Below are 21,034 nucleotides of genomic sequence, written 5' to 3'. Positions count from 1 at the left end.
TCGCGGACGCCGGGTTTTTCGGGGGTGGGGCGCGTGATTCTGCTGGACGGGGTCTCGAAGCGGTTCGTGGTCTACGGGAAGCGCGGCGGGTTGCGGCGGGAGCGGAAGGTGGTGACGGCGGTGGAGCGGATGTCGTTCACCGTGGCGGCCGGGGAGTTCGTGGGGTATCTCGGGCCCAACGGGGCGGGCAAGAGCACAACGATCAAGATGCTGACGGGGATCCTGAGCGCGTCGGAGGGCGTCGTCAGGGTCGCGGGGCTCGATCCGGCGCGGCGGCGGGCGGAGCTGGCCCGGCGCATCGGCGTGGTCTTCGGGCAGCGGACGACACTGTGGTGGGACCTGCCGCTCAAGGACAGCTTCGCCCTGATCCGGCACCTTTACAAAGTAGACCGGCGGAGGTTCACCGCGCGGCTCGACGAGTTGACCGAGCTGCTGGGGCTCGGCGAGTTCCTGGGAACGCCGGTGCGCCAGCTCAGCCTCGGGCAGCGGATGCGCGGCGATCTCACGGCGGCGCTGCTGCACTCCCCCGAGCTGCTGGTGCTGGACGAGCCGACGATCGGGCTCGACGTCGTCAGCAAGGCGACGGTGCGGGAGTTCCTGGCCAGGATCAACACCGAGGAGGGCACCACGGTCCTGCTCACCACCCACGACCTCGGGGACATCGAGCGGCTCTGCCGACGCGTCATGGTGATCGACCACGGGCGGCTCGCCTTCGACGGCACCCTCGACGACCTGCGCGCCACCGCACCGGCCGACCGCACCCTCGTCGTCGACCTCGCGCCGGACGCCACACCGCTCGTCCCGCCCCAGGGCATCCGGCTCGTCCGCAGGGAGGGGCCACGGCTGTGGCTGGCGATCCCACCGGAGGTCAGCGCCGCGTCCGTCGTCGCCCGGATCGCCGCGTCCCACGACGTCGTCGACATCGCCCTACACGAGCCGGACATCGAGGACATCGTCACCCGGCTGTACGGGAGGACGCCGCAGGATCAGTACTCGTAGCGCCGCCGCCAGCGGGCTGGAAACCACATCGGGACAACCAGCGCGAACCCGGCGAGGGCGAAGAACCCCGAGGTGAGCAGCGCCTGCAGCGCGGTGTCCAGCTCGCCGCTGGGCGGCACGCGGGCGACGAGGTCGGCGGCCTTCTGCGGCTCCACCAGATACCAGCCGCTCCAGTACAGATAGGCGATGCCGGGAAAGAGCGTGACGAACGGGGAGGCCCACCGCGCCATCATGATGATCCCGAAGAACAGCCCGACCGCCGCCATCGTGGCGAACGCCCCGTAGAACTGGGTGCGGTCGGTGATCGTCAGGTCGAGCGGGTGGACGGACGCGCCGGCCCGCGCGTACCCCCAGGCCATCCCGTAGGCGAGAACCGGTATGAGCAGGATCCCCAGCAGGAACCCGAGCGCGTGCCGCACCGTTGACCACCGTCCGTTCCAGGCCGCAGACGCGCCCCGGTGGACATTGATAACAGGTCGATCACCCAGGTATCCAGATTTTCCGGAGATTCCGGGCAATCTTCAGATTTCCCACCCGCCCGACCCGCCCCGCCGTCAAGCGGCGGGCTGCAGCTCCGAGGTGCAGTGCTTGCACCGCGACGCCTTGAGCGGCACCGCGCTCAGGCACTGCGGGCAGTCCCGCTCGGTCGCCTCTTCCTTCCGGTCGAGGAACTGCAGCAGCTTCGCCATCGGCACCACCAGCGCGAAGTAGACCACCGTCGCCGAGATCAGGAACGCGATCGCCACCGACAGGAACGCCCCGTACGCGAAGACCGACTCCCCCACCTTGAACGTCAGGTAGCTCAGATCCGGGTTCCCGCCCACCAGCGCCAGCAACGGATCAATGAACGACTTCACGAACTGGGTGACCAGCGAACCGAACTGCGCCCCGATCACCACAGCGACCGCAAGCTGCACCAAGTTCCCCCGCAAAAGGAACTTCTTCAGCCCATCCAACACGAATCCAACCTCTCTCGACATCCAACAAAACCCGCAGCGTACTGCACATTCCCCCCTCCCCACCCCACTTCCAGATCTCATCTCAGCCCCACCTCCCCACCCCAATCCCACCCGCCCCGTAACAGCGTCAGATGCCCACAACGCAAGACCACCCCCAGACGGGCGCGGCGAGAGAGATGAAGCACGTCTCGGCGCGGTGGCGCCGGGTGTGCCCGACGCGGCCTGGCGTGCGAGCGCACCCGGCGACGCCCCTCGATGCGACGGTCGGCGGTCCGGCGCGGCCCCCGAGCTCGACGCGTGTCCACCCATGCGAGATCGTCGCGGAGTCCGGCTCGCCGACCGCTCCGCGACAACTCGGGGGTGGGGGTCGGGGGTGGGTCAGCCGTCGGCGCCCTGGGTGTTGTGGGGGCGGTCGGGGCGGGGGCGCGGGGTGAGGAGGGCCCAGCGGGAGGGGCGGGGTGGGGGTGGCGGGGTGTCGGCGGGGACGGGCTTCGGCCTCTGGTCCGTGGTCTGGTCTGGCATGTGCGCGCCCCCTTCTGGGATTCAGCCTGCCGGACGGGGGCGGCACCGGCAACCCGTTAACCGGCGCAGGCGGACCCGGGGACAAAGGCCCCAAAAAGGAAGTGGCCGGTGGACGGCCTCCCCACCCCTGGGGGTCGTCCACCGGCCCTCACAGAGCGGGCCCCCATCCCCATGGGGTGCCGCTCCGGACGCCGCCCGAAGGCGGCGGGTCCCGTGGTCTTCCTCGATCCGCCGGCGGCCCCTCGTCTCCGTGAGCCATCTCAGATCTGGATCGATTCAGACACGTTCAGCGTAGTGCCGGTTGTGCGGGTATTCAACGCGGAAATACGATCTCGCGCATGGCACGCGTCACACTGAAGACGATCGCCGAAGAGGTCGGCGTCTCGCGGACGACCGTGTCCAACGCGTTCTCCCGCCCGGACCAGCTGAATCCCGAGCTGCGCCGCCGGATTCTGGACACGGCGAAGCGGCTCGGCTACGCGGGGCCCGATCCGGCCGCGCGCACGCTGCGCCGTGGCCGCGCCGGTGTGCTCGGCGTCGTCCTCACCGAGGAGATCTCCTACGCGTTCACCGACCCGTACGCGGTGGCGTTCCTGCGCGGCCTCGCCGAGGTGGCCGAGCCGTCGTCGACGAGCCTGCTGCTCATGACCTGGCCTGACGACACGGCCGCCGAGGCGTCGGTGCGCGAGGCCATCGTGGACGGGTTTGTGGCGTTCTGTCTGCATGAAGGGCATCCCGCCCTGGAGGCACTGCGCCTACGACGGTTGCCTTACGTCATCGCCGGAGAGCCCCGCCTGGAGGGCGTGCCCTTCGTCGGCATCGACGACCGTGAGGCCGCCTACCAGCTGTGCTCCTATCTCCTACGGCTCGGGCACCGCAGGCTGGGCGTCCTGCACGACGGACGGCCCGGGTTCGAGCCCGACCTCGACGCGGCGGGCACGTCCGGCGCCGTCGCGGCACGGCTCGCGGGGTTCCGGGACGCCGTCCGCGAGTTCGGCCTCGACTGGGCGTCCGTCGCGGTGCGTCGCACCACCCACTCCCACGACGGCGGCCACGAGGCGGCGTCCGTCCTCCTGGCGGCCGACCCGCGCCCCACCGCCCTGCTCGCCACGACCGACCTCATCGCCCTCGGCGCCCTGCGCGCCGCCCGCGACGCCGGCCTGTCCGTCCCCGCCGACCTCTCCGTCACCGGCTTCGACGACATCCCCCAGGCCGAAGCCGCCGGCCTCACCACCATCCGCCAACCCAAAACCGAAAAGGGCCGCGCCGTAGGCCGCCTCCTCCTGGACCCCCCCGAAACCCCCTCCCCCGCCCTCCTCATGGGCCACGAACTCATCGTCCGCAACAGCACCTCCCTCCCGCCGGACCCCTGACCCGCACGCACGACCGGGACGTGGCGGCACGGGCGACGACGGACGCGGTGCCGAGGGAGCGCAACGGCGTCGCACGGCTGGCCGGGGCACGGGATCGGCGGGTTTGGGCGGGGCACAGGGGGGCGCGGGGAGGGTGGGCGGGCGCATAGGAGGCGGAGGGTGGGGGTGGCGTACGGTCGGGGTGCAGAGATCTGGGTGTGGGAGGAGTTGGGTGTGAGGGTCATCACCGGGGCGGTGTTGGAGCAGGTGGGGGCGGAGCGGCCCTATGCGGGGTCCCGGCCTCTTCGGGTGGGTGAAGTGCGGCTTGCCGAGCCCGGCGCCGGAGAGGTGCTGGTGCGGATCGAGGCGGCGGGGGTGTGCCACTCGGACCTTTCGGTGGTGAACGGGCATCGGGTGCGGCCGGTGCCGATGCTGTTGGGGCACGAGTCGGCCGGGCGCGTCGAGGCGCTGGGGGAAGGCGTCGAGGACCTCAAGGTCGGGCAGCGGGTCGTCATGGCGTTCCTGCCTAGATGCGGGGAATGTCGGGCATGCAAGACGGACGGCAGGATGCCGTGTACGCCCGGGTCCGCCGCCAACGGGGTGGGGACGCTGCTCAGCGGCGAACGGCGGCTGTCGCGGGACGGGGCGGAGGTGCACCACCACCTGGGCGTGTCCGGGTTCGCGACGCACGCGGTGGTGGACCGGCGCTCGCTCGTCCCGGTGGACGACGACGTGCCGCCGGACGTCGCGGCGGTGCTCGGCTGCGCCGTCCTCACCGGGGGCGGGGCGCTGCTCAACGCGGCGCGTCCGGGCCCTGAGGACACCGTGGCGGTCGTCGGGCTCGGCGGGGTGGGGATGGCCGCGCTCCTCACCGCGAAGGCCCTGGGCGTCGCCAGGGTCGTCGGGATCGACGCGGTGCCCGCGAAGCTGGAGCGGGCGACGGAGCTCGGCGCCGACGAGGTGTACTCGCCGGACGGGGTGCTGGCCTCCGGCGTCCGGCCGGACATCGTGGTGGAGGCGGCCGGGCACCCGAAGGCGTTCGAGACGGCCGTGCGGATCACCGCGCCGGGCGGCACAACCGTCACCGTGGGCCTGCCCGCGCCGGGCGCGACGTCGGCGATCGAGCCGCTCGTCCTGACGGCCGAGGCGCGGACGATCGTCGGTTCCTACCTCGGTTCCGCCGTCCCCTCCCGCGACATTCCGATCTATGCGCGGATGTGGCGCGAGGGCAGGCTCCCCGTCGAGGAGCTCATCTCCTCCCGGATCAGGCTCAGCGAGATCAACGAGGCGATGGACACCCTGGCCGACGGCCTCGCGATCCGCCAGATCATCACCTTCGACTGACGGCGCGCACCGGATCGCCAGATCCCCGAACACCCTGCGAGAACAGGCGGCTTGGCCTTAAAAAAAGGCCGAGCCGCCCCTGAGGCTTCCCCGGAACACCTCTCGTGAGCCACGATGGGCGGGAAACAGAATCCGATTCGGTGGAGCCTCGAATGACCCAGTACGGCATGACCATCGGCGGTCGAAGCGTCAAGGGCGAGCACAGCTTCGACGTCGTCAACCCCGCGACCGGGCAGGCGCACGCGCAGGCCCCCGACTGCTCCCCCGCCCAGCTCGACGCCGCGTTCGAGTCGGCCCGCACCGCCTACCGCGGCTGGAAGGACGACCTGGACGCCCGCCGCGCCGCCCTGCACGCCGCGGGCGACCTCCTCATGGCCAAGGCCAACGACCTGGCGCCCGTCCTCACGGGCGAGCAGGGCAAACCGCTCCAGGACGCCGCGGCGGAGGTCTTCGGCGCGGGCTTCTGGCTGAAGCACCACGCCGACATGCCCATCCCGCACGAGGTCATCCGTGACGACGAGGCGGCTTACGTCGAGGTGGTACGCCGTCCCATGGGCGTGGTGGCGGCCATCACCCCGTGGAACTTCCCCCTGATGCTCGCCTGCTGGAAGGTCGGCCCGGCCCTGCTCGCGGGCAACACGATGGTCCTGAAGCCGTCGCCCTACACGCCGCTGACGACGCTCGCGGTGGGCGAACTCCTGGCTTCCGTGCTCCCGCCCGGCGTGCTCAATGTCGTAAGCGGCCGTGACCCCCTCGGCGCGCAGATGACGGCGCATCCGGTGCCGCGCAAGGTGAGCTTCACGGGCAGCGTCGCGACAGGCAAGCGGGTGGCTGCGGCGGCCTCCGACGACCTCAAGCGCGTCACCCTGGAACTCGGCGGCAACGACCCCGCCATCGTCCTCCCGGACGCCGACCCCGCCGAGATCGCGCCGAAGCTGTTCGACCGGGCGTTCGCGAACAACGGCCAGGTCTGCTCGGCCATCAAACGCGTGTACGTGCCGGACGCGCTGCACGACGACCTCGTCGAGGCGCTCGCCGACCAGGCGCGGGCCGCCAAGGTCGGTGACGGCATGGAAGAAGGCGTGACCCATGGTCCGCTCAACAACGCGCCGCAGCGCGACAGGGTGGCCGCGCTCGTCGCGGACGCGCTCGCCAGGGGCGCGACGGCCGTCACCGGCGGCGGTCCGGTCGAAGGCCCCGGCTTTTTTCACGAGCCGACGATTCTCGCCGGAGCCACCGACGGGTTCGCCATCGTCGACGAGGAGCAGTTCGGCCCGGCGCTGCCCGTCGTGCGGTACTCGACGGTCGAGGAGGCCGTCGAGCGCGCCAACGGGACGCACTTCGGCCTGTCCGGCTCCGTCTGGGGTGCCGACGCCGACCGGGCGTGGGAGGTCGCGTCCGCGCTGGAGTGCGGCACCGCCTGGGTCAACACGCACCTCGCGGTGCACCCGGGACAGCCGTTCGGCGGGGTGAAGTGGAGCGGCGTGGGCACCGAGAACGGGACGTGGGGGCTCGAGGGCTTCACCGAGGTGCAAGTGAGGCACCGCAACAGGCTGTAAGTTCATCCTCATGTGGGACGTTTTGCGCGAGGACGGCAGCGGCAATCAGGTACGGGTCGCCCGGCACCAGACCCGGGTGTCGGCGCTCGCCCAGGTGCTGACGTTCGAGAGCGGCGTCCCGCAGACGCGGATGTACTGGGTGGACGGCCCGCCGGGGCCCCAGCTGGCCACCAACCGCGACCTGTACCTGCACCTGTTGCGCATCGGCAAGGACGCGCGGGCCGCCGCGTGGTCGCTGTCGGCGCTGCTGCGCTCGCTGTGGAAGGTCGGGTCCGCGCTGCGCGACACGGCGCGGCTCGAACCCGACCAGGTGGCCGCGCTGTTCTCCGCGGCGGCCGGGTCGCCGCCGCCCGCGTTCGACCCCGCCTGGTCGGGCAAGGACCTCTCGCTGTCCGGCGATCCCGCGACGCAGGCCGACTGGGAGAAAGTGCTGCTCTCCCAGATCGCCGATCTTGAGGACTTCGTCGTGCACCCGGCGGCGCCGGTGCACGGGGTGTCGCCCGCGCCGCGGCCCTACGGCTCGGGGCCGCGCGCGGTCCCGGCGCGGTGGCGCAACTTCGACCCGGCCGCCTACCTGGAGTGCGCCGTCGCGGGCGCGTTCGGCGGTTGGGACGTCGCGGACGGCTCCCGGGTGCCGCGTGACGGCGGACCGTCCGCGTCGCCCGTGCGGCAACTGGGGCTTGTTTCATGGTTCGAACTAAGCCGTCTTCTCGCTTGTGGGCAGCTCTTCGAGTAGAACGCAAGCGGGCGCTTTCGCCGTGGCTTAGCTTGAGGGGGAAACCGATTGGGGAGGTCGGTCCCGTTGAGCAGCAACCCTTCCATCTACCCCGTGGTGCCCTACCGCGACGTCTCAGGCGCGATCACGTTCCTGTGCGACGCGTTCGGCTTCACCCCCCACCTGGTGGTCGAGGACACCTCGGGCGGCGTGCAGCACGCCGAACTCGCCCTCGGCGACGGAGGGCTCATCATGCCCATCGCGGCGGTGGATCCGGCGCCGATGTGGCTCATCGTCCACGTCGCCGACCTGGACGCCCACTACGCCCGCGCCCTGTCCGCGGGCGCCCGCGTCCTGCACGAACCCCGCGACTCCGGCTACGGCGGCCGCGACTACACGGCCCTCGACCCCGCCGGCCACCACTGGACCATCAGCACCTACAACCCCTACAACCTCTTAACAGGCGCGAGGCCAGCTGGGCGCCGCGCCGCCCAGGGCCCGGCACCGGGGCGGGGGTTAGGTGGGGCTTTGGGGGGATTGGTGTTGGGTTTGGTGCCAGGTGGCTATCTCGGCTAGGACGTCGGGGTCGGCGTCCCAGGGGGTGTCGGGGCGGGGCCAGTGGAGGGCGACGTCGGTGATGCCCGCGTCGGCGTAGGACTCGTAGAGTTCGACGAAGTCGGAAAGTGAGCGGGTCCACGGGTCGGGGGTGAAGCCGGTGAGCAGGAGGCGGCGGAGTGAACGGAAGTCGCGTCCGCTCTCCTCGCACGCCTCGCCGAGCCACGCCATGCGCGAGCGGACGAGGTCGAGCGCGGGCGCGTCGGGGCTCGCCGGGTTGGCGATCCAGCCCTGCCCGTACCTGACGGCGAGCCGCATCCCGCGCGGGCCCTCCCCCGCGACGTAGAACGGCGGCCGGGGCCGCTGGACGAGTCCGGGCGCGACGGTGACGTCACGCGCCGCCCAGTACTCGCCCTTCACCGTCACGGGCGCCTCGGTGAGGAGCGCGTCGAGCTGCCCCACCCACTCGGCGTACCGGTCGGCCCGTTTGCGCGGCGACCACTCCTCGTCCAGGACGTCGCCGTCGGAGGTGTGCGACGTGCCGCCCGCGCCGACGCCGAGGGTGATCCGGCCGCCGCTGATCCGGTCGAGCGTCTTGACGGCGTGCGCCGTCGGCAGCGGATGCCGGAAGTTCGGCGACGTCACCAGCGTGCCCAGCCGGAGCGTCGAGGTCACCGCGGCGGCGGCCGCGAGCGACGTCAGCGCGTCGTCCCACGGACTGTGCCCGCGCCACGCCAGATGGTCGTACACCCACCCGGTGTGGAACCCCATCTCCTCAACCTGCCGCCACTGCGCACCCATCTCCGGCCACTCCGCGATCGGCCAGAGCACCACCCCGACATTCATCCCCCTATCCTCCCAGACCCCCCACCCCCGACCACACGCGCCCTCCACCGCCCACCCTTAAAACAAGCCCAAGTCAAAGCCCTCAACGAGCCCCCGTCCGATCCACGAGCCACCATCAGGACGCACTCCCACAAGCCCCACTCCGGCTGAGCCGCCCCGAAGGTTCCGGACAGCTTGATGTGCCCCGCTGATTCCGGACAGCTCGGGGGTGTGGGCCGCACCGACGGTTCCGTATGGGCCGCCCCGAAGGTTCCGCACAGCTCGGGGTGGGGTGGGTGGTGGGTGGTGGGTTAGGGGGTGGGGAGGCGGTTTTCCAGTTCGGTGAGGATGAGGTCCAGGCCGTAGGTGAACTCGGCGGTGAAGGTGTAGTCGGGGGTGGTGATGAGTTCGGTGACCAGTTCGGCCAGGTAGGGGTAGTCGGCGGGGGGTGGGGCGATCTCGGTGGCGAAGTCGGCGGGGTTGGTTGTGGTGTCGAACGGGAGGTTCTGTTCGGTGAGGACAAAGCCGTAGATGTAGGCGTCGATGACCGAGAAGGCGTGGGCGGCGAGGCGGACCGGGAAGCCGTCGCGGCGCAGGCAGCCGATGACCGCGTTGTGGTGGCGCAGGAGCGCGGGGCCCGGGTTGCCGCGCGACTCGATGAGCGTGAGCGCCCACGGGTGGCGCGCGAGAACGTCGCGGGCGGACACCGCCCGTCGCCGCATGCCCTCCTGCCACGGCGCCCCGATCTCGGGGAGTTCAATGCTTGAAAAAACCCAGTCGGCGAGCGCGTCGAGCAACGCCTCTTTGTTCGCGACGTGATGGTAGAGCGACATCGCCTCCACGCCGAGTTCCTTGCCGACGTTCCGCATGCTGACGGCGGTGAGCCCGCCGCGGTCGGCGACGGCCGCCGCCGCCTCGATGATGCGGCGCTCGCTGAGCGGCGCTCGATCGGTCATCTCGCCCCCCTTGTGCTCTTACGGACGTAAGGCTACTGTTCCGAACGAGACTTACGAGTGTAAGGAGAACCCCCGTGCGAGCCGCTTACGTCGACCGTTACGGACCGCCCGACAGCGTCGTCGTCACCGAGGTGCCGACGCCGGAGCCGCGCGCCGGGGAGGTGGTCGTCCGCGTCGAGGCGGTCGCCGTCACGTCGGGCGACGCGCGCCTGCGCTCGGGCCGCTTCCCACGCGGCTTCGGCGCGCTCGCCCGGCTCGGCGTCGGCATCCGCGGGCCGCGCGCCCGGATCCTGGGCGGCGCGCTCTCCGGTCGCGTCGAGCGGGTCGCGCCCGACGTCACGGCGTTCGCCCCGGGCGACGAGATCGCCGGCATGACCGGCGCCCGGCTGCGCGGCCACGCCGAGTTCGTCGCGGCACCCGCCTCGAAGTTCACCGGTAAACCCGAACAAGTCGGGCACGCGGAGGCGGCGGGCGCGCTGTTCGGCGGCTCGACGGCGCTGCACTTCCTGCGGAAGGCGGGGGTCGCCGCCGGGCGGACGGTCCTCGTGAACGGCGCGTCGGGCGCGGTCGGCTCCAGCGCGGTGCAGCTCGCCGCGCACTTCGGCGCCACCGTGACGGCCGTGGCCAGCCGCCGGAACCACGACCTCGTGACACGGCTGGGCGCCCACCGCGCCGTCGACTACACGGCGACGCCCGTCACCACGCTCGACGACCGCTTCGACATCGTCTTCGACGCCGTCGGCAACATCTCCCGCGCCGAGGGCCTGCGCCTCCTCACCCCGGACGGCACCCTTGTCCTCGCCGTCGCCGACCTGCTCGACACCGTCCGCGCCCGCGGCCGCGTCCTCGCGGGCCCCGCTCCCGAACGCCCCGCCGACTTCGCCTTCCTCCTCGACCTCGTCGCCACCGGCGCCCTCGACCCCCTCACCGAGATCGTCGGCGACCTGGACGCCGTCCGCGAAGCCCACCGCCGCATCGACACCGGCCGAAAAACCGGCAACCTGGTCGTCCTCCCCCACGCCTGACCGCGTCCCCACCAGCAGCGCCGCAGCCCCATCACCCTTCGGCCAAGCTCTGACGTCCCTGACGGCGCCAGGAGGCTGGAGGGGTGGATTCAGAGGCGTTCGGTGGTGTTGGTCTGGAGGTTGGTGAGGTGGAGGCCGTAGGCGAAGTAGGGGGCGTTGGCGGTCAGGGCGGTTCTCGCCCAGCGGGGGACGCCTTGTTCGAAGACGTACTCGACGGGGTAGCCGAAGGGGTTGCCGAAGATGGCGGCCCAGTAGTCGTCGCTCTGGTCGATGAAGCTGGCCTGCCATTTTGGTGGCAGGTCGAGGGCCGCGTTGTAGGACTTGTACTCGCGGAAGCGGAACTCGCCGGGGGCGACCCATTCGAGGGTGTCGATGAACCTGTCGTGCCGCGGCCACGGCTGGGTGTCGCCGGGGAGCTTGGCCTCCACCATCGACAACCGGTACTCCGACCATGCCTCGAGCGTCTGCCTTATCTGGAACTCGTATCCGCGTACCTGGGGCATTTGGCCTTCGCTTCGTAGGCGGTCGATCGTGGCGGGCAGGTCGCGCAGGTCGAATCCGTCCCGCTTCAGGGTCTCCGCCCAGCGCTCGGCCCGTTGCGGCGTCAGGGCGCAGCGGTCGGCGACGAGCGTGTACAGCTCACGAAGCCGCTCGGCGTTCGCCGAGGAGAGGTTGAGCAGGTCCGGGGTGGGATGTCCGGCCCGTAGCGTGATGAGGCTTTCGCGCTCCTCCAGCTTGAGCTTCGCCATCGGCCTGTCGAGCAGGGACCGCAGGCTCGCGAGCACCTCCGCCTGCCGCTCGTCCTGCGCCGAGGTGCGCGGGGCGGGCTGGACGAGCTCGGGATCATGCGGATCGCCCAACGGCTCCGCCTCCTCCACCTCCATCCCGTCATCGGCCGACACGACGGCCGGGACCTGGACGGGCGACGGCTGGCCGGGCGGAGCCTGGACGGGCGAAGGTTGACCGGGCTGAGACTGACCGGGAGGAAGCTGGCCGGGCGGGGACTGACCGGGAGACGGCTGGCCGGGCGGAAGCTGGACGGGCAGGGTGGCCGGGACGGCCGTCGGACGGGCCAGCGGCAGGAGGTGGAGCCCGGCAGCCCAGTCCCGGTAGAGCGCGGTGTGCCAGTCCTCAAGGTCGCTCGGTTCGATCCAGGACCTGCCGAGCGGGTAGAGCCGGTCCAGCGCGCGGGCGATCGGGAAGCGGAGTTCGTCCCTCGTCCACACCCGGCCCGGCGCGGGGCCCGACGGCAGCGACAGGAGCGCGTTGACGACGTCCGCCGGATCGCGGGGCTGGACCTCGGCCAGTACCTCGTCGTTCCGGACGACCAGCGGGTTCAGCAGCGGCCGGGACGTCAGGATGGCTGCCTCGTAGCGTGCGGCGTAAGCCTGCGCGGCGTTCTTCATCTGCCGCACCAGCTCGGCCGCGGCCTGCTCCGCCTCGGTCGCGTCCTCGTCTTCCATGGCGAGCTCGTAGAGGTCCGCGTACCGGACCTCGACCGCCCTGCGCAGGAACGCCTTGATGTCCCGCGTCGCCTGGTGCCGCCGCTGCGCTGCCTGCGAGTCGTCGAGACGGAACGTCCCCAGCCACCGCCGTGCCTCGGAGTACCGCGCCAGATCTCCGGCGCAGACCAGCGCGACGTTCTTCGCCAGGTAGTTCGCCGCCCCCTTGGTCCGATCGCTCTTGACTGCCGTGTCGACCTGGACCTTTGTGCCGTCGGTCTTCAGCCACGTGAACCGCACACCCACCCACCTCCGTCGCCGCCCACCCAACCCGCCACTCCCCCACCCCCACAATCCCCCACAAGCCAGACACCCCTCACCCGACGAGGCGCGGCCCAAGAAAGTGCCAGCCCCTCCCGTGGCCCGAGCCGTGATCGGCGAACACGACAAAGCCGCGCGCCGATGGGTGACCCAGGGAAACCAGAACGGGTTTCGGGTTCCGCCTCACGGGGCCTTGTCGGGCGGTGAAGGCGGGGGGAGAATTCGGGTGCTCATGTTCCTGCGGACGAGGAGGTCGGGATGGGGCTGGAAGAGGAGTTCTTGGACAAGCTGGCGGGGGATCTGATCTTCCGGCTGCCGCCGAGTTTCACGACGGTCGAGGAGGAGCGGCGGCACCGCAAGGAGCGGCTCGCGGTCGCGCTGCGGACGTTCGGCCGGTTCGGGTTCGAGGAGGGGGTCGCCGGACACATCACGGCGCGCGACCCCGAGCGCACCGACCACTTCTGGGTGAATCCGTTCGGTATGTCGTTCAAGCACATCAGGGTGAGCGACCTGATCCTCGTCAACCACCAGGGGCAGGTGGTCGAGGGACGGTACCCGGTCAACGAGGCGGCGTTCGCGATCCACTCGCAGGTGCACCAGGCCAGGCCGGACGTGGTGGCGGCGGCGCACAGCCACTCCGTCCACGGACGGGCGCTGTCCGCGCTGGGCCGCAAGCTGGAGCCCATCACGCAGGACGCGTGCGCCTTCTACCAGGACCACGGCCTGTTCGACGACTACACCGGCGTCGTCACCGACCTGGAGGAGGGCAAGCGGATCGCCGCCGCCCTCGGGGACACGAAGGCCGTCATCCTCCGCAACCACGGCCTCCTGACCGTCGGCGACTCCGTGGACGCCGCCGCCTGGTGGTTCGTCACGATGGAGCGGTCGAGCCAGGTGCAGCTACTCGCCGAGGCGGCCGGGACGCCGGTGCCGATCGAGCACGAGAACGCGGTCCTCACCCAGGGCCAGATCGGCAACGACCTCGTCGCCTGGATCAACTACCAGCCGATCGCCGACCAGACCATCCGCGAGAACCCCGACGTCTTCGACTAAGCCGTGAACCCGCGTACAAGGCTTGGATTAAGGCTCGCCCGGGGCCGTGCCGACCGCCCCTAATCGGTGGCGCGGACCCGGGCGAGGGTTTCGAGGGGGTCGGTGAGGACGTCGCTGAAGGCGAGTTCGGCGGCTCCCATCAGCGTCGCCTCCTCGCCCAGCGCGGAGGTGCGCAGGCGGACGCCCTCGCGTGCGGCGGTCAGCCCGTCCACCGCCAGGCGGCTGCGGACCTGGGCGGCCGAGCCCATGTAGATCTCGCGCATCACCCCGCCGAAGATCACCATCGACGGGTTGAAGATGTTGATGAGGTTGGCGACGCCGTACCCGAGCCAGTCTCCGACCTGGTGCAAGGCGTCGCGCGCGGTCGCGTCGCCCCGGTCGGCGGCGTCCACGATGATCTCCACCGCGCGCCGCCCCGTCTCGCCCTGCCCGGCCCGGCCGGCGAGCGCGATGAGCGCCAGCTCCCCCGCCTCGGATTCGAGGCAGCCCCGCGACCCGCACCCGCACGGCCGCCCCCCGGGGTTGACGACCATGTGCCCTACCTCCCCGCCGTAGCCGCCCTCGCCGCCGAGCAGCCGCCCGCCGACGATGACGCCGCCGCCGATCCCGACGTCGCCGTGCAGGTAGATGATGTCGTCGAGGCCGGAGCCCGCGCCCCTGGCACGTTCCGCGAGCGCCGCCAGGTTCGCGTCGTTCCCGACCGAGACCCGCAGGCCCAAAGCCATCCGCCGGGTCAGTTCCGCGCCGAGCGGCACGTCGACCCAGCCGATGTTCGGCCCGTGCCGCACCACACCGTCCTCCTGCCGCACGATCCCGGAGAACGCGACGCCGACGCCGACGCACACCGCGTCCGCCCCGGCCTGCCGCACCAGACGGCGCCCGGTCGCGGCGAGCGCGGAGATGATCTCGTCGGCGTCGAAGGAGTCGCGGGGCCGGGCCACGTCGGCGCGGTCGAGGACCGTGCCGCCGAGCCCGACCCGCGCGACGACGAGCCGGTCCGCGCCGAGGTCGAGCGCGAGCACGAACACCCGGTCGGACTCGGGCCGGACGACGAGGGAGGGCCGTCCGGCCTTGCGGGTCGTCTTCGGCAGTTCCTCGGTCACCAGCCCGGCGGCGGTGAGGTCCGAGGTCAGCGCCATGATGGTGCTGCGGTTGAGGCCCATCCGCTCGGCCAGCGCCGCCCGCGAGGCGGGGCCGGACAGGTGGACGTGCCGGAGCAGCGTCCCCAGATTGTGCCGACGGATCTCCTCGGGTGAGGGCGCGGCTCTCATGGGGGTGGTCCTTACGGGAAGGGAAGGGGGCAGGTCACCGTGTGGTCAGTGAGCGCCGTCTGGACAGGGCGTCGACGCCCGCCGCCAGCAGCAGCACCAATCCTGTCACGATGAACTTCGTGCCCGCGCTGTACCCCATGAGGCCCATGCCGTTGTCGATGACCGCGATGACGAGGCCACCGAGGATCGCGTCCAGCATCCGGCCGCGGCCGCCGAAGAGGCTCGTGCCGCCGATGACCGCCGCGCCGACGGCCTTGAGCAGCACGTCGCTGCCGCCGGTGTTCGGGTCGACGGAGTTGGCGCGGGACGCCGCGATGATGCCGCCGATCGCGGCCATCGCCGAGCACAGCACGAACGCGGTGATCTTGATCCGGTCGACGTTGATGCCCGCGCGGCGGGCCGCCTCCTGGTTGCCGCCGACCGCGTAGATGTGCCGGCCGAAGGACGTCCGGTTGAGCACGAACGTGAACACGACGAGCAGCACGAGGATGAGCGGCACCACGATCGGCATGCCCTTGAGCGACGCGAACGCGGGGTTCCGGCTGCGCTCCATGCTGAGCACGTAGACGACGAAGCCGCAGACCGCGGCGAGCGCGGCGATCTTCACGACGAGCCCGGCGAGGCTCTGCCCGGTGAGGCCGCGCCTGCGGCGGGTGGAGAACTGCTTGAACTGGACGGCGGCGAAGCCGAGGATGCCCACCACAAAGATCACCCAGCCCAGGGTGATCGGCACGTTGTCGTTGGCGATCGCGACGATGGTCTTGTCGTTGACCGAGACGTTGGTGCCGTTGTCCATGATCTTCAGCGCCACGCCCTGGAGGGCGAGGAACGCCGCGAGCGTCACGACGAACGACGGGATCCCGATCTTGACGACGATCGTGCCGAGCAGCGTCCCGATGAGCGCGCCGGTGAGGAGCGCGGCGCCGACCGCCGCGTACCAGGGCCAGCCCTGCTGGGTGAGGGTGACGGCGAGGATCGCGGCGCAGACGCCGCTGGTGAAGCCCGCCGACAGGTCGATCTCGCCGAGCAGCAGGACAAAAACAAGGCCCATCGCGATGACGATGCCCGCCGCGCCCTGGGTGAACAGGTTCGCGAGGTTGCTCGTGCTCATGAAGACGGGCTGCGCGACCCAGAAGAACAGGCACAGCGCGACGAGCGCGGAGACGGCGGGCAGCGCGCCCATGTCGCCGCCCCTGACCCGGGCGAGGTAGCCGCCGACCATCTCGCGCACCGGTGACTCGGTGCCCTCCTCGGCAGGCCGCTTGGTGATGACGGCGCTCATGCCTTGGCTCCGTTCCCGTTCGCTTGCTGAAGGCCGAGGTCTCCGCTGCGGCCCGCGGTGATCAGCTCGACGACCTGCGCGTGGGTCACGTCGCGGGTCTTGACCTGGGCGGCCATCCGCCCGAGGTAGAGCGCGGCGATCCGGTCGGACACCGCGAAGACGTCGTTCATGTTGTGCGAGATGAGCACGACGGCCAGGCCCTTGTCGGCGAGGCGGCGGACCAGTTCCAGCACCTGCTGGGTCTGCGCGACGCCGAGCGCGGCGGTCGGCTCGTCGAGGATGACGACCTTGCTGTTCCACAGCACGGCCTTGGCGATGGCGACGGTCTGCCGCTGCCCGCCGGACAGGCTCGACACCTGCTGGCGCACCGACTTGACGGTCCGGACGGACAGGCCCGCGAGCGTCTCGGCGGCGAGCTCCTCCATCGTGTACTCGTCGAGGACGATGCCGCTCTTCTTCTCCCGGCCGAGGAACATGTTCTGGACGATGTCCAGGTTGTCGGCGAGGGCGAGGTCCTGGTAGACGATCTCGACGCCCAGATCCGCCGCGTCCCGGGGGCCGCCGACGTGCACCGGCCTGCCCTCGAACAGGTAGTCGCCGGCGTCGATCGGGTGGATGCCGCCGATGCACTTGACCAGGGTGGACTTGCCGGCGCCGTTGTCGCCGACGAGGGCGGTCACCTCGCCGACGTGGGCCTCGAAGTCCACGCCGTGCAGGACCTGGACGGGACCGAAGCTCTTGTCGATCCCTCGCAGTTCGATCACCGGGCCGGGGACCTGGTTCTCAGACGCGGTCATGGGGGTGTCTCCTCACATGGGCCCCGGCCGTCCCGCGCGGGGGACGGCCGGGGCGGGGTGGGCGGGAACGGCTACTGGATGCCCGCCTCGGTGCACTTCGCCGCGAAGTCACCGGTGCAGAGCTCGTCCTTGGTCACGAAGCCGTCCGCGACGACGTCCTTGACGTTGTCCTTGAAGATGGCCTGCGGCTCGAGCAGCACCGACGGGACGTCGGCGCCGGTCTCGGTGTCCTTGACGGTGCCGTTGGTCTGGCCCTTCTCGCCCTTGGCGAGGGAGATCGCGAGCGCGGCGGCCGCGTCGGCCTCCTTCTTGATGGCCTTGTAGACCGTCATGCACTGGTCGCCCGCGAGGATGTTCTGCAGGCCCTGGACGGTGGCGTCCTGGCCGGTCACCGGGACCTGGCCGTTCAGCTTCTGCTTCTTCAGGACGGCGATGGCGGCGTTGCCGAGGCCGTCGTTGGCGGCCAGCACGCCGGCGATCTTCGGCTCGCTGGTGAGCATCTGCTCGAAGATGGTGCCGGCCTTGGTGTTGTCCCAGTCGGGCACGGACTGGTCGGGACCCGCGACGTACTCGCCGGAGTCGAACTTCGGCTGGAGGACGCCGTTGTAGCCCTGGGCGAACAGGGTGGCGTTGTTGTCGGTCGGCGAGCCGTTGAGGCGCGCGACGATCGGCTTGTCGGCCTTCTGGTCGGTGAGGCACTTGACCAGGCCCTCGCCCTGGAGCTTGCCCACCGCGCCGTTGTCGAAGGAGACGTAGTACTCGGCGCCGCCGCCGAGGGTGAGCCTGTCGTAGTCGATGACCGCGACGCCCTGCGACTTGGCCTTCTCGATGACGGCCTTGCCGGTGCCGCTGTCGAGGTTGACGATCAGCAGCACGGTCGCGCCGTTGGTGATCATCTGGTCGGCGATCGTCTGGAACGCGGACTTGTCGCCCTGGGCGTTCTGGATGTCGGACTGGATGCCGGCGGCGTCGAACGCCTCCTTGAGGTACTTGCGGTCCGCGGTCTCCCAGCGGGCGGAGGACTTGCTGTCCGGCAGGATCACGCCGATCTTGCCCGCCTCCTTGGGCGCCGTGGTGTCGCCGCCGTCCTCGCTGCCGCAGGCGGCGACGGTGCTGCCGAACAGGGCCAGGGTGGCCGTGAGCGTGAGGATCCCCTTGCGCATGGTGCGTGGGTCCTTTCGGGGGAAGGCTCCGGTGAGGGCCGGGCCGGGGATACGGGGTGGGTTCAGCGCTGAGCCAGATCTTTCGCCCGGGTCGCGGGCGTTCGGCCTGGTTTGAATGTTGTTTGCTGCAACTTAATCGACACCGGGGCGTGGGACAACCGGCGCCGCCCATGAATTTGTTGTCTCGGATAACAATCGGGAAACTCCGGCGTTACCTGGGAGAACGCACGACGGACCACCGCCTCGGGGAGGAGGCGGTGGTCCGCTTCGGGGTGTTCCGGCCGCTCAGGGCGCTCCGGAACGGAGGTGATCAGGCCGTCACGGGAACGAGACCACCTGCGACGGAACCGTCGAGGTGCCCGACGTCGGCGCGCCGGTGTCGTTGATGACGTGGTCGTACTGACCGTTGCCGCTCAGCGACACCACGATCACGTGGTGGAACTTGATGCCGGGCTTCACGGGCGTCTGGAACCCGTGCCGCTGCCTGATGGTCGGATCGACGTTGTAGTAGCAGTAACTGCCCAGACCCCACGCCTCGTGGACGTCCACGTGGTCGGCGACCTTGTAGGCCGCGTACCCGTTGATGTCCCCGTTCTGGATGGCCGCCTGGTTCGGCGCGTCGTACGCCTTCTCGTTCTGGTAGAAGATCGTCCTTCCGCGCTCGCCGTTCCAGACCGTGTCGTACTTGTTGAAGTGCTCGACGAACAGGCCCGTCGCCAGGACGTCGTCGCCGTTGACGATCACGCCGTAGTCCGCACGGTTGGTCTCCCAGCCGACGCCCTCGCCGTGGTCGGCGCGCCACACCCAGGTGTGGTCGATGACCACGTCGTCGCTGTTCACCACGACGCTCGTCGTCGCCTTGCCCGCGTGCTCGCCGCCGATCCTGACGAACACGTCCTGGACGGTCGTCGGGTTGGCCGCGTGGTCGGCGGAGGCGTTCGCCGGGCCCAGCTCCAGCAGGGTCGTGGAGTTGGTGGTGCCCGCGTCGATGAGGAACCCGGCGAGCCGGACGCCGTCGACGTCCGCCACCTTCATGGCGGTCACCCCGTTGTCCGGGATGATCGTGGCGAGGCCGAGGCCCAGCACGACCGTGTTCGGGCGGTTGACGTTGATCGTCTGGTCCACGTGGTAGATGCCGGGGGTGAACAGCAGGTTCAGCCCGTCGGCGAGCGCGGCGTTGATGGTCTGGGCCGTCGCGCCCGGCTTCACCACGTAGAAGTCCTCCAGCGGCAGCGAGCTGCCCGGGGTGTTCGGCCACGAGACGCCGCGGGCGTTCTCGCGCTTGCTCGGCACGAACACCCGGTAGTCGTCGCCGTCCAGGTACAGGAACGGCTTCTCCCGGGAGATCGGGGTGTTCTCCAACGTGGTGTAAGGCGGCTCGGGGAAGCTGTTACCCGGAGCGCCCACCACTCCGGAGAACACCATGTTCCAGACGCCGTTCAGCCACCCGCCGATGGTGCTGTCGCGGGTGTACCACTGCTGCTGCGAGTACGGCGCGACGACGCCGTCCACCTTGCTGTCGGCGATGTAACCGCCGGACGCCCAGCCGAAGCCGGACGGGGCCAAGTTCAAGCCGCCGTTGATGTGCATCCGCCGGAAAGGCGCCGCCTGCGACACTGCCCACCGGTTCGTCCCGTTCGACGGGTTCACCCGGATGTTCTCCGCGGAGCGCCAGAAGTTCTGGGTGGCGTTGCCACCGAACCAGCCCGCGTCCACGGTGATGTCGCCGTTGATGGTGGTGTCGCCCGGGTTCAGGCCGAGCCCGGAGATCGAGGTGTAGAACCCGATCTGGGCGTTGATGTTGTTGTAGGTCCCGGGCTTGAGGAGGAACTGGTAGCGGCCCTGGCCGAACTGGGCGTCCTCCTGATCCTCGAAGACGTCGTCGAACACACCCTGCAGGTTCGGCGTCGCCGGGTCCACCACGATGACGTTCGGGCCGAGGTCGCCCCCGCCCTCGACGTCACCGCTCCCGGTGTTCACCGTGACCTCCCACAGGGAGTATCCGTATCCGGTGCCGCGCGCCGTCCCGTGCACGCGCAGGTACCGGCCCTGGCCGGACACGTCGTAGGACGCCTGGCCGCCGGTCCCCCCGGTGACGGTCTTCAGGTCGGTCCACGTGTTCCCGTCGTTCGACGCCTGGATCTTGAAGTCCTTGCCGTAGGCGGCCTCCCAGTTCAGCGAGACCCGGCAGATGTCCTTCACCTCGTCGAGGTCGACCCTGACCCACTGCGGGTCGCTCGCCTGCGACGACCAGCGGGTGCCGGTGTTCCCGTCGAAGGCGTTCTGCGGGGCGAAGCCGCCCTCCTGCGAGGACGCCGTCGCCGTCTTGCCTTCCGCGACGTTCTCGGTGCCGCAGGGCTGCTGCGGCCCGTCCGGCTCCTCACCGAACACCTGGAACTCCCACAGGGAGTAGCCCCACCCGGTGCCCCGGGCGGTGCCGTGGACGCGGACATAGCGTCCGGTGCCGTCCACGGCCCAGTCGTCGGTGCCGCCGTCGCCGTTGGTGACGGTCTTCAGGTCGGTCCAGGCGCTGGCGTCGTCCGACACCTGGATCTTGTAGTCCTTGCCGTAGGCGGCCTCCCAGTTCAGGGCGACCCTGGAGATGTCGGACTGGGCGCCCAGGTCCACCTGGAGCCACTGCGGGTCACTGGCCTGCGACGACCAGCGGGTGCCCGTGTCGCCGTCCACCGCGTAGGCGGCCGGCGTCGCGCCGTTCTCGACCGAGGACGCCGTCGCCGGCTTGCCCTGCGACAGCAGGACCTCGGCCGCCGCCGCGGGGCCGGCGGCGGGCACGGTGACGAGTGCTGCCGCCACCGCGAGGGCGACCCCGAGGGATCGGTACTTCATCGTCTTTCGCTCCCAACTTCAAAGGGGGGTGGAGTGAAGCGAAACCG

The 21,034-nt window shown here is 70.7% G+C and carries 19 protein-coding genes; 8 read left to right on the top strand and 11 right to left on the bottom strand.

The window, feature by feature from the left end; translation table 11 throughout:
* Nucleotides 1–33 precede the first annotated feature (33 nt).
* Complete coding sequence (locus LO762_RS30285) at nucleotides 34–999, top strand: ATP-binding cassette domain-containing protein (RefSeq protein WP_230619596.1); 966 nt, start codon at nucleotides 34–36, stop codon at nucleotides 997–999.
* Here the strand turns inward: LO762_RS30285 and LO762_RS30280 are convergent.
* The 3 genes from LO762_RS30280 to LO762_RS30270 form a co-directional block, all read right to left on the bottom strand.
* On the bottom strand, nucleotides 987–1,418 hold the full coding sequence (locus LO762_RS30280; protein WP_230619594.1) for a hypothetical protein: 432 nt from the start codon (nucleotides 1,416–1,418) through the stop codon (nucleotides 987–989). The two genes, LO762_RS30285 and LO762_RS30280, sit on opposite strands and share 13 nt — an antisense overlap.
* Nucleotides 1,419–1,553: 135 nt before the next feature.
* A complete protein-coding gene (gene mscL, locus LO762_RS30275) occupies nucleotides 1,554–1,958 on the bottom strand; it encodes a large conductance mechanosensitive channel protein MscL (protein ID WP_308104811.1) in 405 nt (134 codons plus the stop codon).
* A gap of 378 nt (nucleotides 1,959–2,336) precedes the next feature.
* Nucleotides 2,337–2,480: a hypothetical protein gene (locus LO762_RS30270; protein ID WP_230619592.1), complete on the bottom strand. Its 144-nt coding sequence runs from the start codon at nucleotides 2,478–2,480 to the stop codon at nucleotides 2,337–2,339.
* Nucleotides 2,481–2,818: 338 nt separating this feature from the next.
* On the opposite strand from LO762_RS30270, the gene LO762_RS30265 reads away from it, so the two are divergent.
* From LO762_RS30265 to LO762_RS30245, 5 genes are all read left to right on the top strand, one after another.
* Nucleotides 2,819–3,853, top strand: a complete 1,035-nt coding sequence (locus LO762_RS30265; RefSeq protein WP_230619591.1) for a LacI family DNA-binding transcriptional regulator — start codon at nucleotides 2,819–2,821, stop codon at nucleotides 3,851–3,853.
* A gap of 213 nt (nucleotides 3,854–4,066) precedes the next feature.
* Nucleotides 4,067–5,176, top strand: a complete 1,110-nt coding sequence (locus tag LO762_RS30260; RefSeq protein ID WP_230619588.1) for an alcohol dehydrogenase catalytic domain-containing protein — start codon at nucleotides 4,067–4,069, stop codon at nucleotides 5,174–5,176.
* Nucleotides 5,177–5,328: 152 nt separating this feature from the next.
* Nucleotides 5,329–6,735: an aldehyde dehydrogenase family protein gene (locus LO762_RS30255; RefSeq protein ID WP_230619585.1), complete on the top strand. Its 1,407-nt coding sequence runs from the start codon at nucleotides 5,329–5,331 to the stop codon at nucleotides 6,733–6,735.
* A 10-nt stretch (nucleotides 6,736–6,745) separates the two neighbouring features.
* Nucleotides 6,746–7,471: a hypothetical protein gene (locus LO762_RS30250; protein ID WP_230619583.1), complete on the top strand. Its 726-nt coding sequence runs from the start codon at nucleotides 6,746–6,748 to the stop codon at nucleotides 7,469–7,471.
* 66 nt (nucleotides 7,472–7,537) lie between these two features.
* Nucleotides 7,538–8,026, top strand: a complete 489-nt coding sequence (locus LO762_RS30245; RefSeq protein WP_230619581.1) for a VOC family protein — start codon at nucleotides 7,538–7,540, stop codon at nucleotides 8,024–8,026.
* Here LO762_RS30245 and LO762_RS30240 read toward each other — a convergent pair.
* Nucleotides 7,967–8,851, bottom strand: a complete 885-nt coding sequence (locus LO762_RS30240; protein ID WP_230619579.1) for an LLM class flavin-dependent oxidoreductase — start codon at nucleotides 8,849–8,851, stop codon at nucleotides 7,967–7,969. The genes LO762_RS30245 and LO762_RS30240 overlap by 60 nt on opposite strands.
* A gap of 290 nt (nucleotides 8,852–9,141) precedes the next feature.
* Entirely contained in the window at nucleotides 9,142–9,786 is a 645-nt protein-coding gene (locus LO762_RS30235) for a TetR/AcrR family transcriptional regulator (protein WP_230619577.1), read from the bottom strand.
* A 74-nt stretch (nucleotides 9,787–9,860) separates the two neighbouring features.
* Between LO762_RS30235 and LO762_RS30230 the strand changes: the two genes are divergently transcribed.
* Complete coding sequence (locus LO762_RS30230) at nucleotides 9,861–10,811, top strand: NAD(P)-dependent alcohol dehydrogenase (RefSeq protein ID WP_230619575.1); 951 nt, start codon at nucleotides 9,861–9,863, stop codon at nucleotides 10,809–10,811.
* A gap of 89 nt (nucleotides 10,812–10,900) precedes the next feature.
* Here the strand turns inward: LO762_RS30230 and LO762_RS30225 are convergent, their stop codons facing one another.
* A complete protein-coding gene (locus LO762_RS30225) occupies nucleotides 10,901–12,553 on the bottom strand; it encodes a hypothetical protein (RefSeq protein ID WP_230619573.1) in 1,653 nt (550 codons plus the stop codon).
* Nucleotides 12,554–12,832: 279 nt separating this feature from the next.
* Between LO762_RS30225 and LO762_RS30220 the strand changes: the two genes are divergently transcribed.
* On the top strand, nucleotides 12,833–13,627 hold the full coding sequence (locus tag LO762_RS30220) for a class II aldolase/adducin family protein (RefSeq protein WP_230619571.1): 795 nt from the start codon (nucleotides 12,833–12,835) through the stop codon (nucleotides 13,625–13,627).
* Nucleotides 13,628–13,686: 59 nt separating this feature from the next.
* Here LO762_RS30220 and LO762_RS30215 read toward each other — a convergent pair whose 3' ends face one another.
* The 5 genes from LO762_RS30215 to LO762_RS30195 all read right to left on the bottom strand — a co-directional run bounded on the left by LO762_RS30215 (nucleotide 13,687) and on the right by LO762_RS30195 (nucleotide 20,987).
* Entirely contained in the window at nucleotides 13,687–14,898 is a 1,212-nt protein-coding gene (locus tag LO762_RS30215) for an ROK family transcriptional regulator (protein WP_230619570.1), read from the bottom strand.
* A 34-nt stretch (nucleotides 14,899–14,932) separates the two neighbouring features.
* Nucleotides 14,933–16,180 (bottom strand): sugar ABC transporter permease, encoded by a 1,248-nt coding sequence (locus LO762_RS30210; protein WP_230619568.1) that lies wholly within the window; start codon nucleotides 16,178–16,180, stop codon nucleotides 14,933–14,935.
* Nucleotides 16,177–16,977 carry an ATP-binding cassette domain-containing protein gene (locus LO762_RS30205; RefSeq protein ID WP_230619566.1) on the bottom strand — a complete coding sequence of 267 codons (801 nt, stop codon included), beginning with the start codon at nucleotides 16,975–16,977 and terminating at the stop codon, nucleotides 16,177–16,179. The genes LO762_RS30210 and LO762_RS30205 overlap by 4 nt, the downstream gene beginning before the upstream one ends.
* A gap of 71 nt (nucleotides 16,978–17,048) precedes the next feature.
* Nucleotides 17,049–18,140 (bottom strand): sugar ABC transporter substrate-binding protein, encoded by a 1,092-nt coding sequence (locus LO762_RS30200; RefSeq protein WP_230619559.1) that lies wholly within the window; start codon nucleotides 18,138–18,140, stop codon nucleotides 17,049–17,051.
* 318 nt (nucleotides 18,141–18,458) lie between these two features.
* Complete coding sequence (locus LO762_RS30195) at nucleotides 18,459–20,987, bottom strand: discoidin domain-containing protein (protein ID WP_230619557.1); 2,529 nt, start codon at nucleotides 20,985–20,987, stop codon at nucleotides 18,459–18,461.
* Nucleotides 20,988–21,034: the final 47 nt, after the last annotated feature.

The sequence above is a fragment of the Actinocorallia sp. API 0066 genome, from assembly GCF_020991275.1.
Taxonomy (GTDB): Bacteria; Actinomycetota; Actinomycetes; order Streptosporangiales; family Streptosporangiaceae; genus Actinocorallia.
Note: the sequence above shows the minus strand (reverse complement) of the source record. Positions and strands in the feature narration are given on the sequence as shown.

Coding starts and splice junctions, on each gene's coding strand:
- LO762_RS30270 (WP_230619592.1), bottom strand. CDS start 2,480: ATGCCAGACCAGACCACGGACCAGAGGCCGAAGCCCGTCCCCGCCGAC.
- LO762_RS30265 (WP_230619591.1), top strand. CDS start 2,819: ATGGCACGCGTCACACTGAAGACGATCGCCGAAGAGGTCGGCGTCTCG.
- LO762_RS30255 (WP_230619585.1), top strand. CDS start 5,329: ATGACCCAGTACGGCATGACCATCGGCGGTCGAAGCGTCAAGGGCGAG.
- LO762_RS30250 (WP_230619583.1), top strand. CDS start 6,746: ATGTGGGACGTTTTGCGCGAGGACGGCAGCGGCAATCAGGTACGGGTC.
- LO762_RS30240 (WP_230619579.1), bottom strand. CDS start 8,851: ATGAATGTCGGGGTGGTGCTCTGGCCGATCGCGGAGTGGCCGGAGATG.
- LO762_RS30235 (WP_230619577.1), bottom strand. CDS start 9,786: ATGACCGATCGAGCGCCGCTCAGCGAGCGCCGCATCATCGAGGCGGCG.
- LO762_RS30220 (WP_230619571.1), top strand. CDS start 12,833: ATGGGGCTGGAAGAGGAGTTCTTGGACAAGCTGGCGGGGGATCTGATC.
- LO762_RS30215 (WP_230619570.1), bottom strand. CDS start 14,898: ATGAGAGCCGCGCCCTCACCCGAGGAGATCCGTCGGCACAATCTGGGG.
- LO762_RS30210 (WP_230619568.1), bottom strand. CDS start 16,180: ATGAGCGCCGTCATCACCAAGCGGCCTGCCGAGGAGGGCACCGAGTCA.
- LO762_RS30205 (WP_230619566.1), bottom strand. CDS start 16,977: ATGACCGCGTCTGAGAACCAGGTCCCCGGCCCGGTGATCGAACTGCGA.
- LO762_RS30200 (WP_230619559.1), bottom strand. CDS start 18,140: ATGCGCAAGGGGATCCTCACGCTCACGGCCACCCTGGCCCTGTTCGGC.
- LO762_RS30195 (WP_230619557.1), bottom strand. CDS start 20,987: ATGAAGTACCGATCCCTCGGGGTCGCCCTCGCGGTGGCGGCAGCACTC.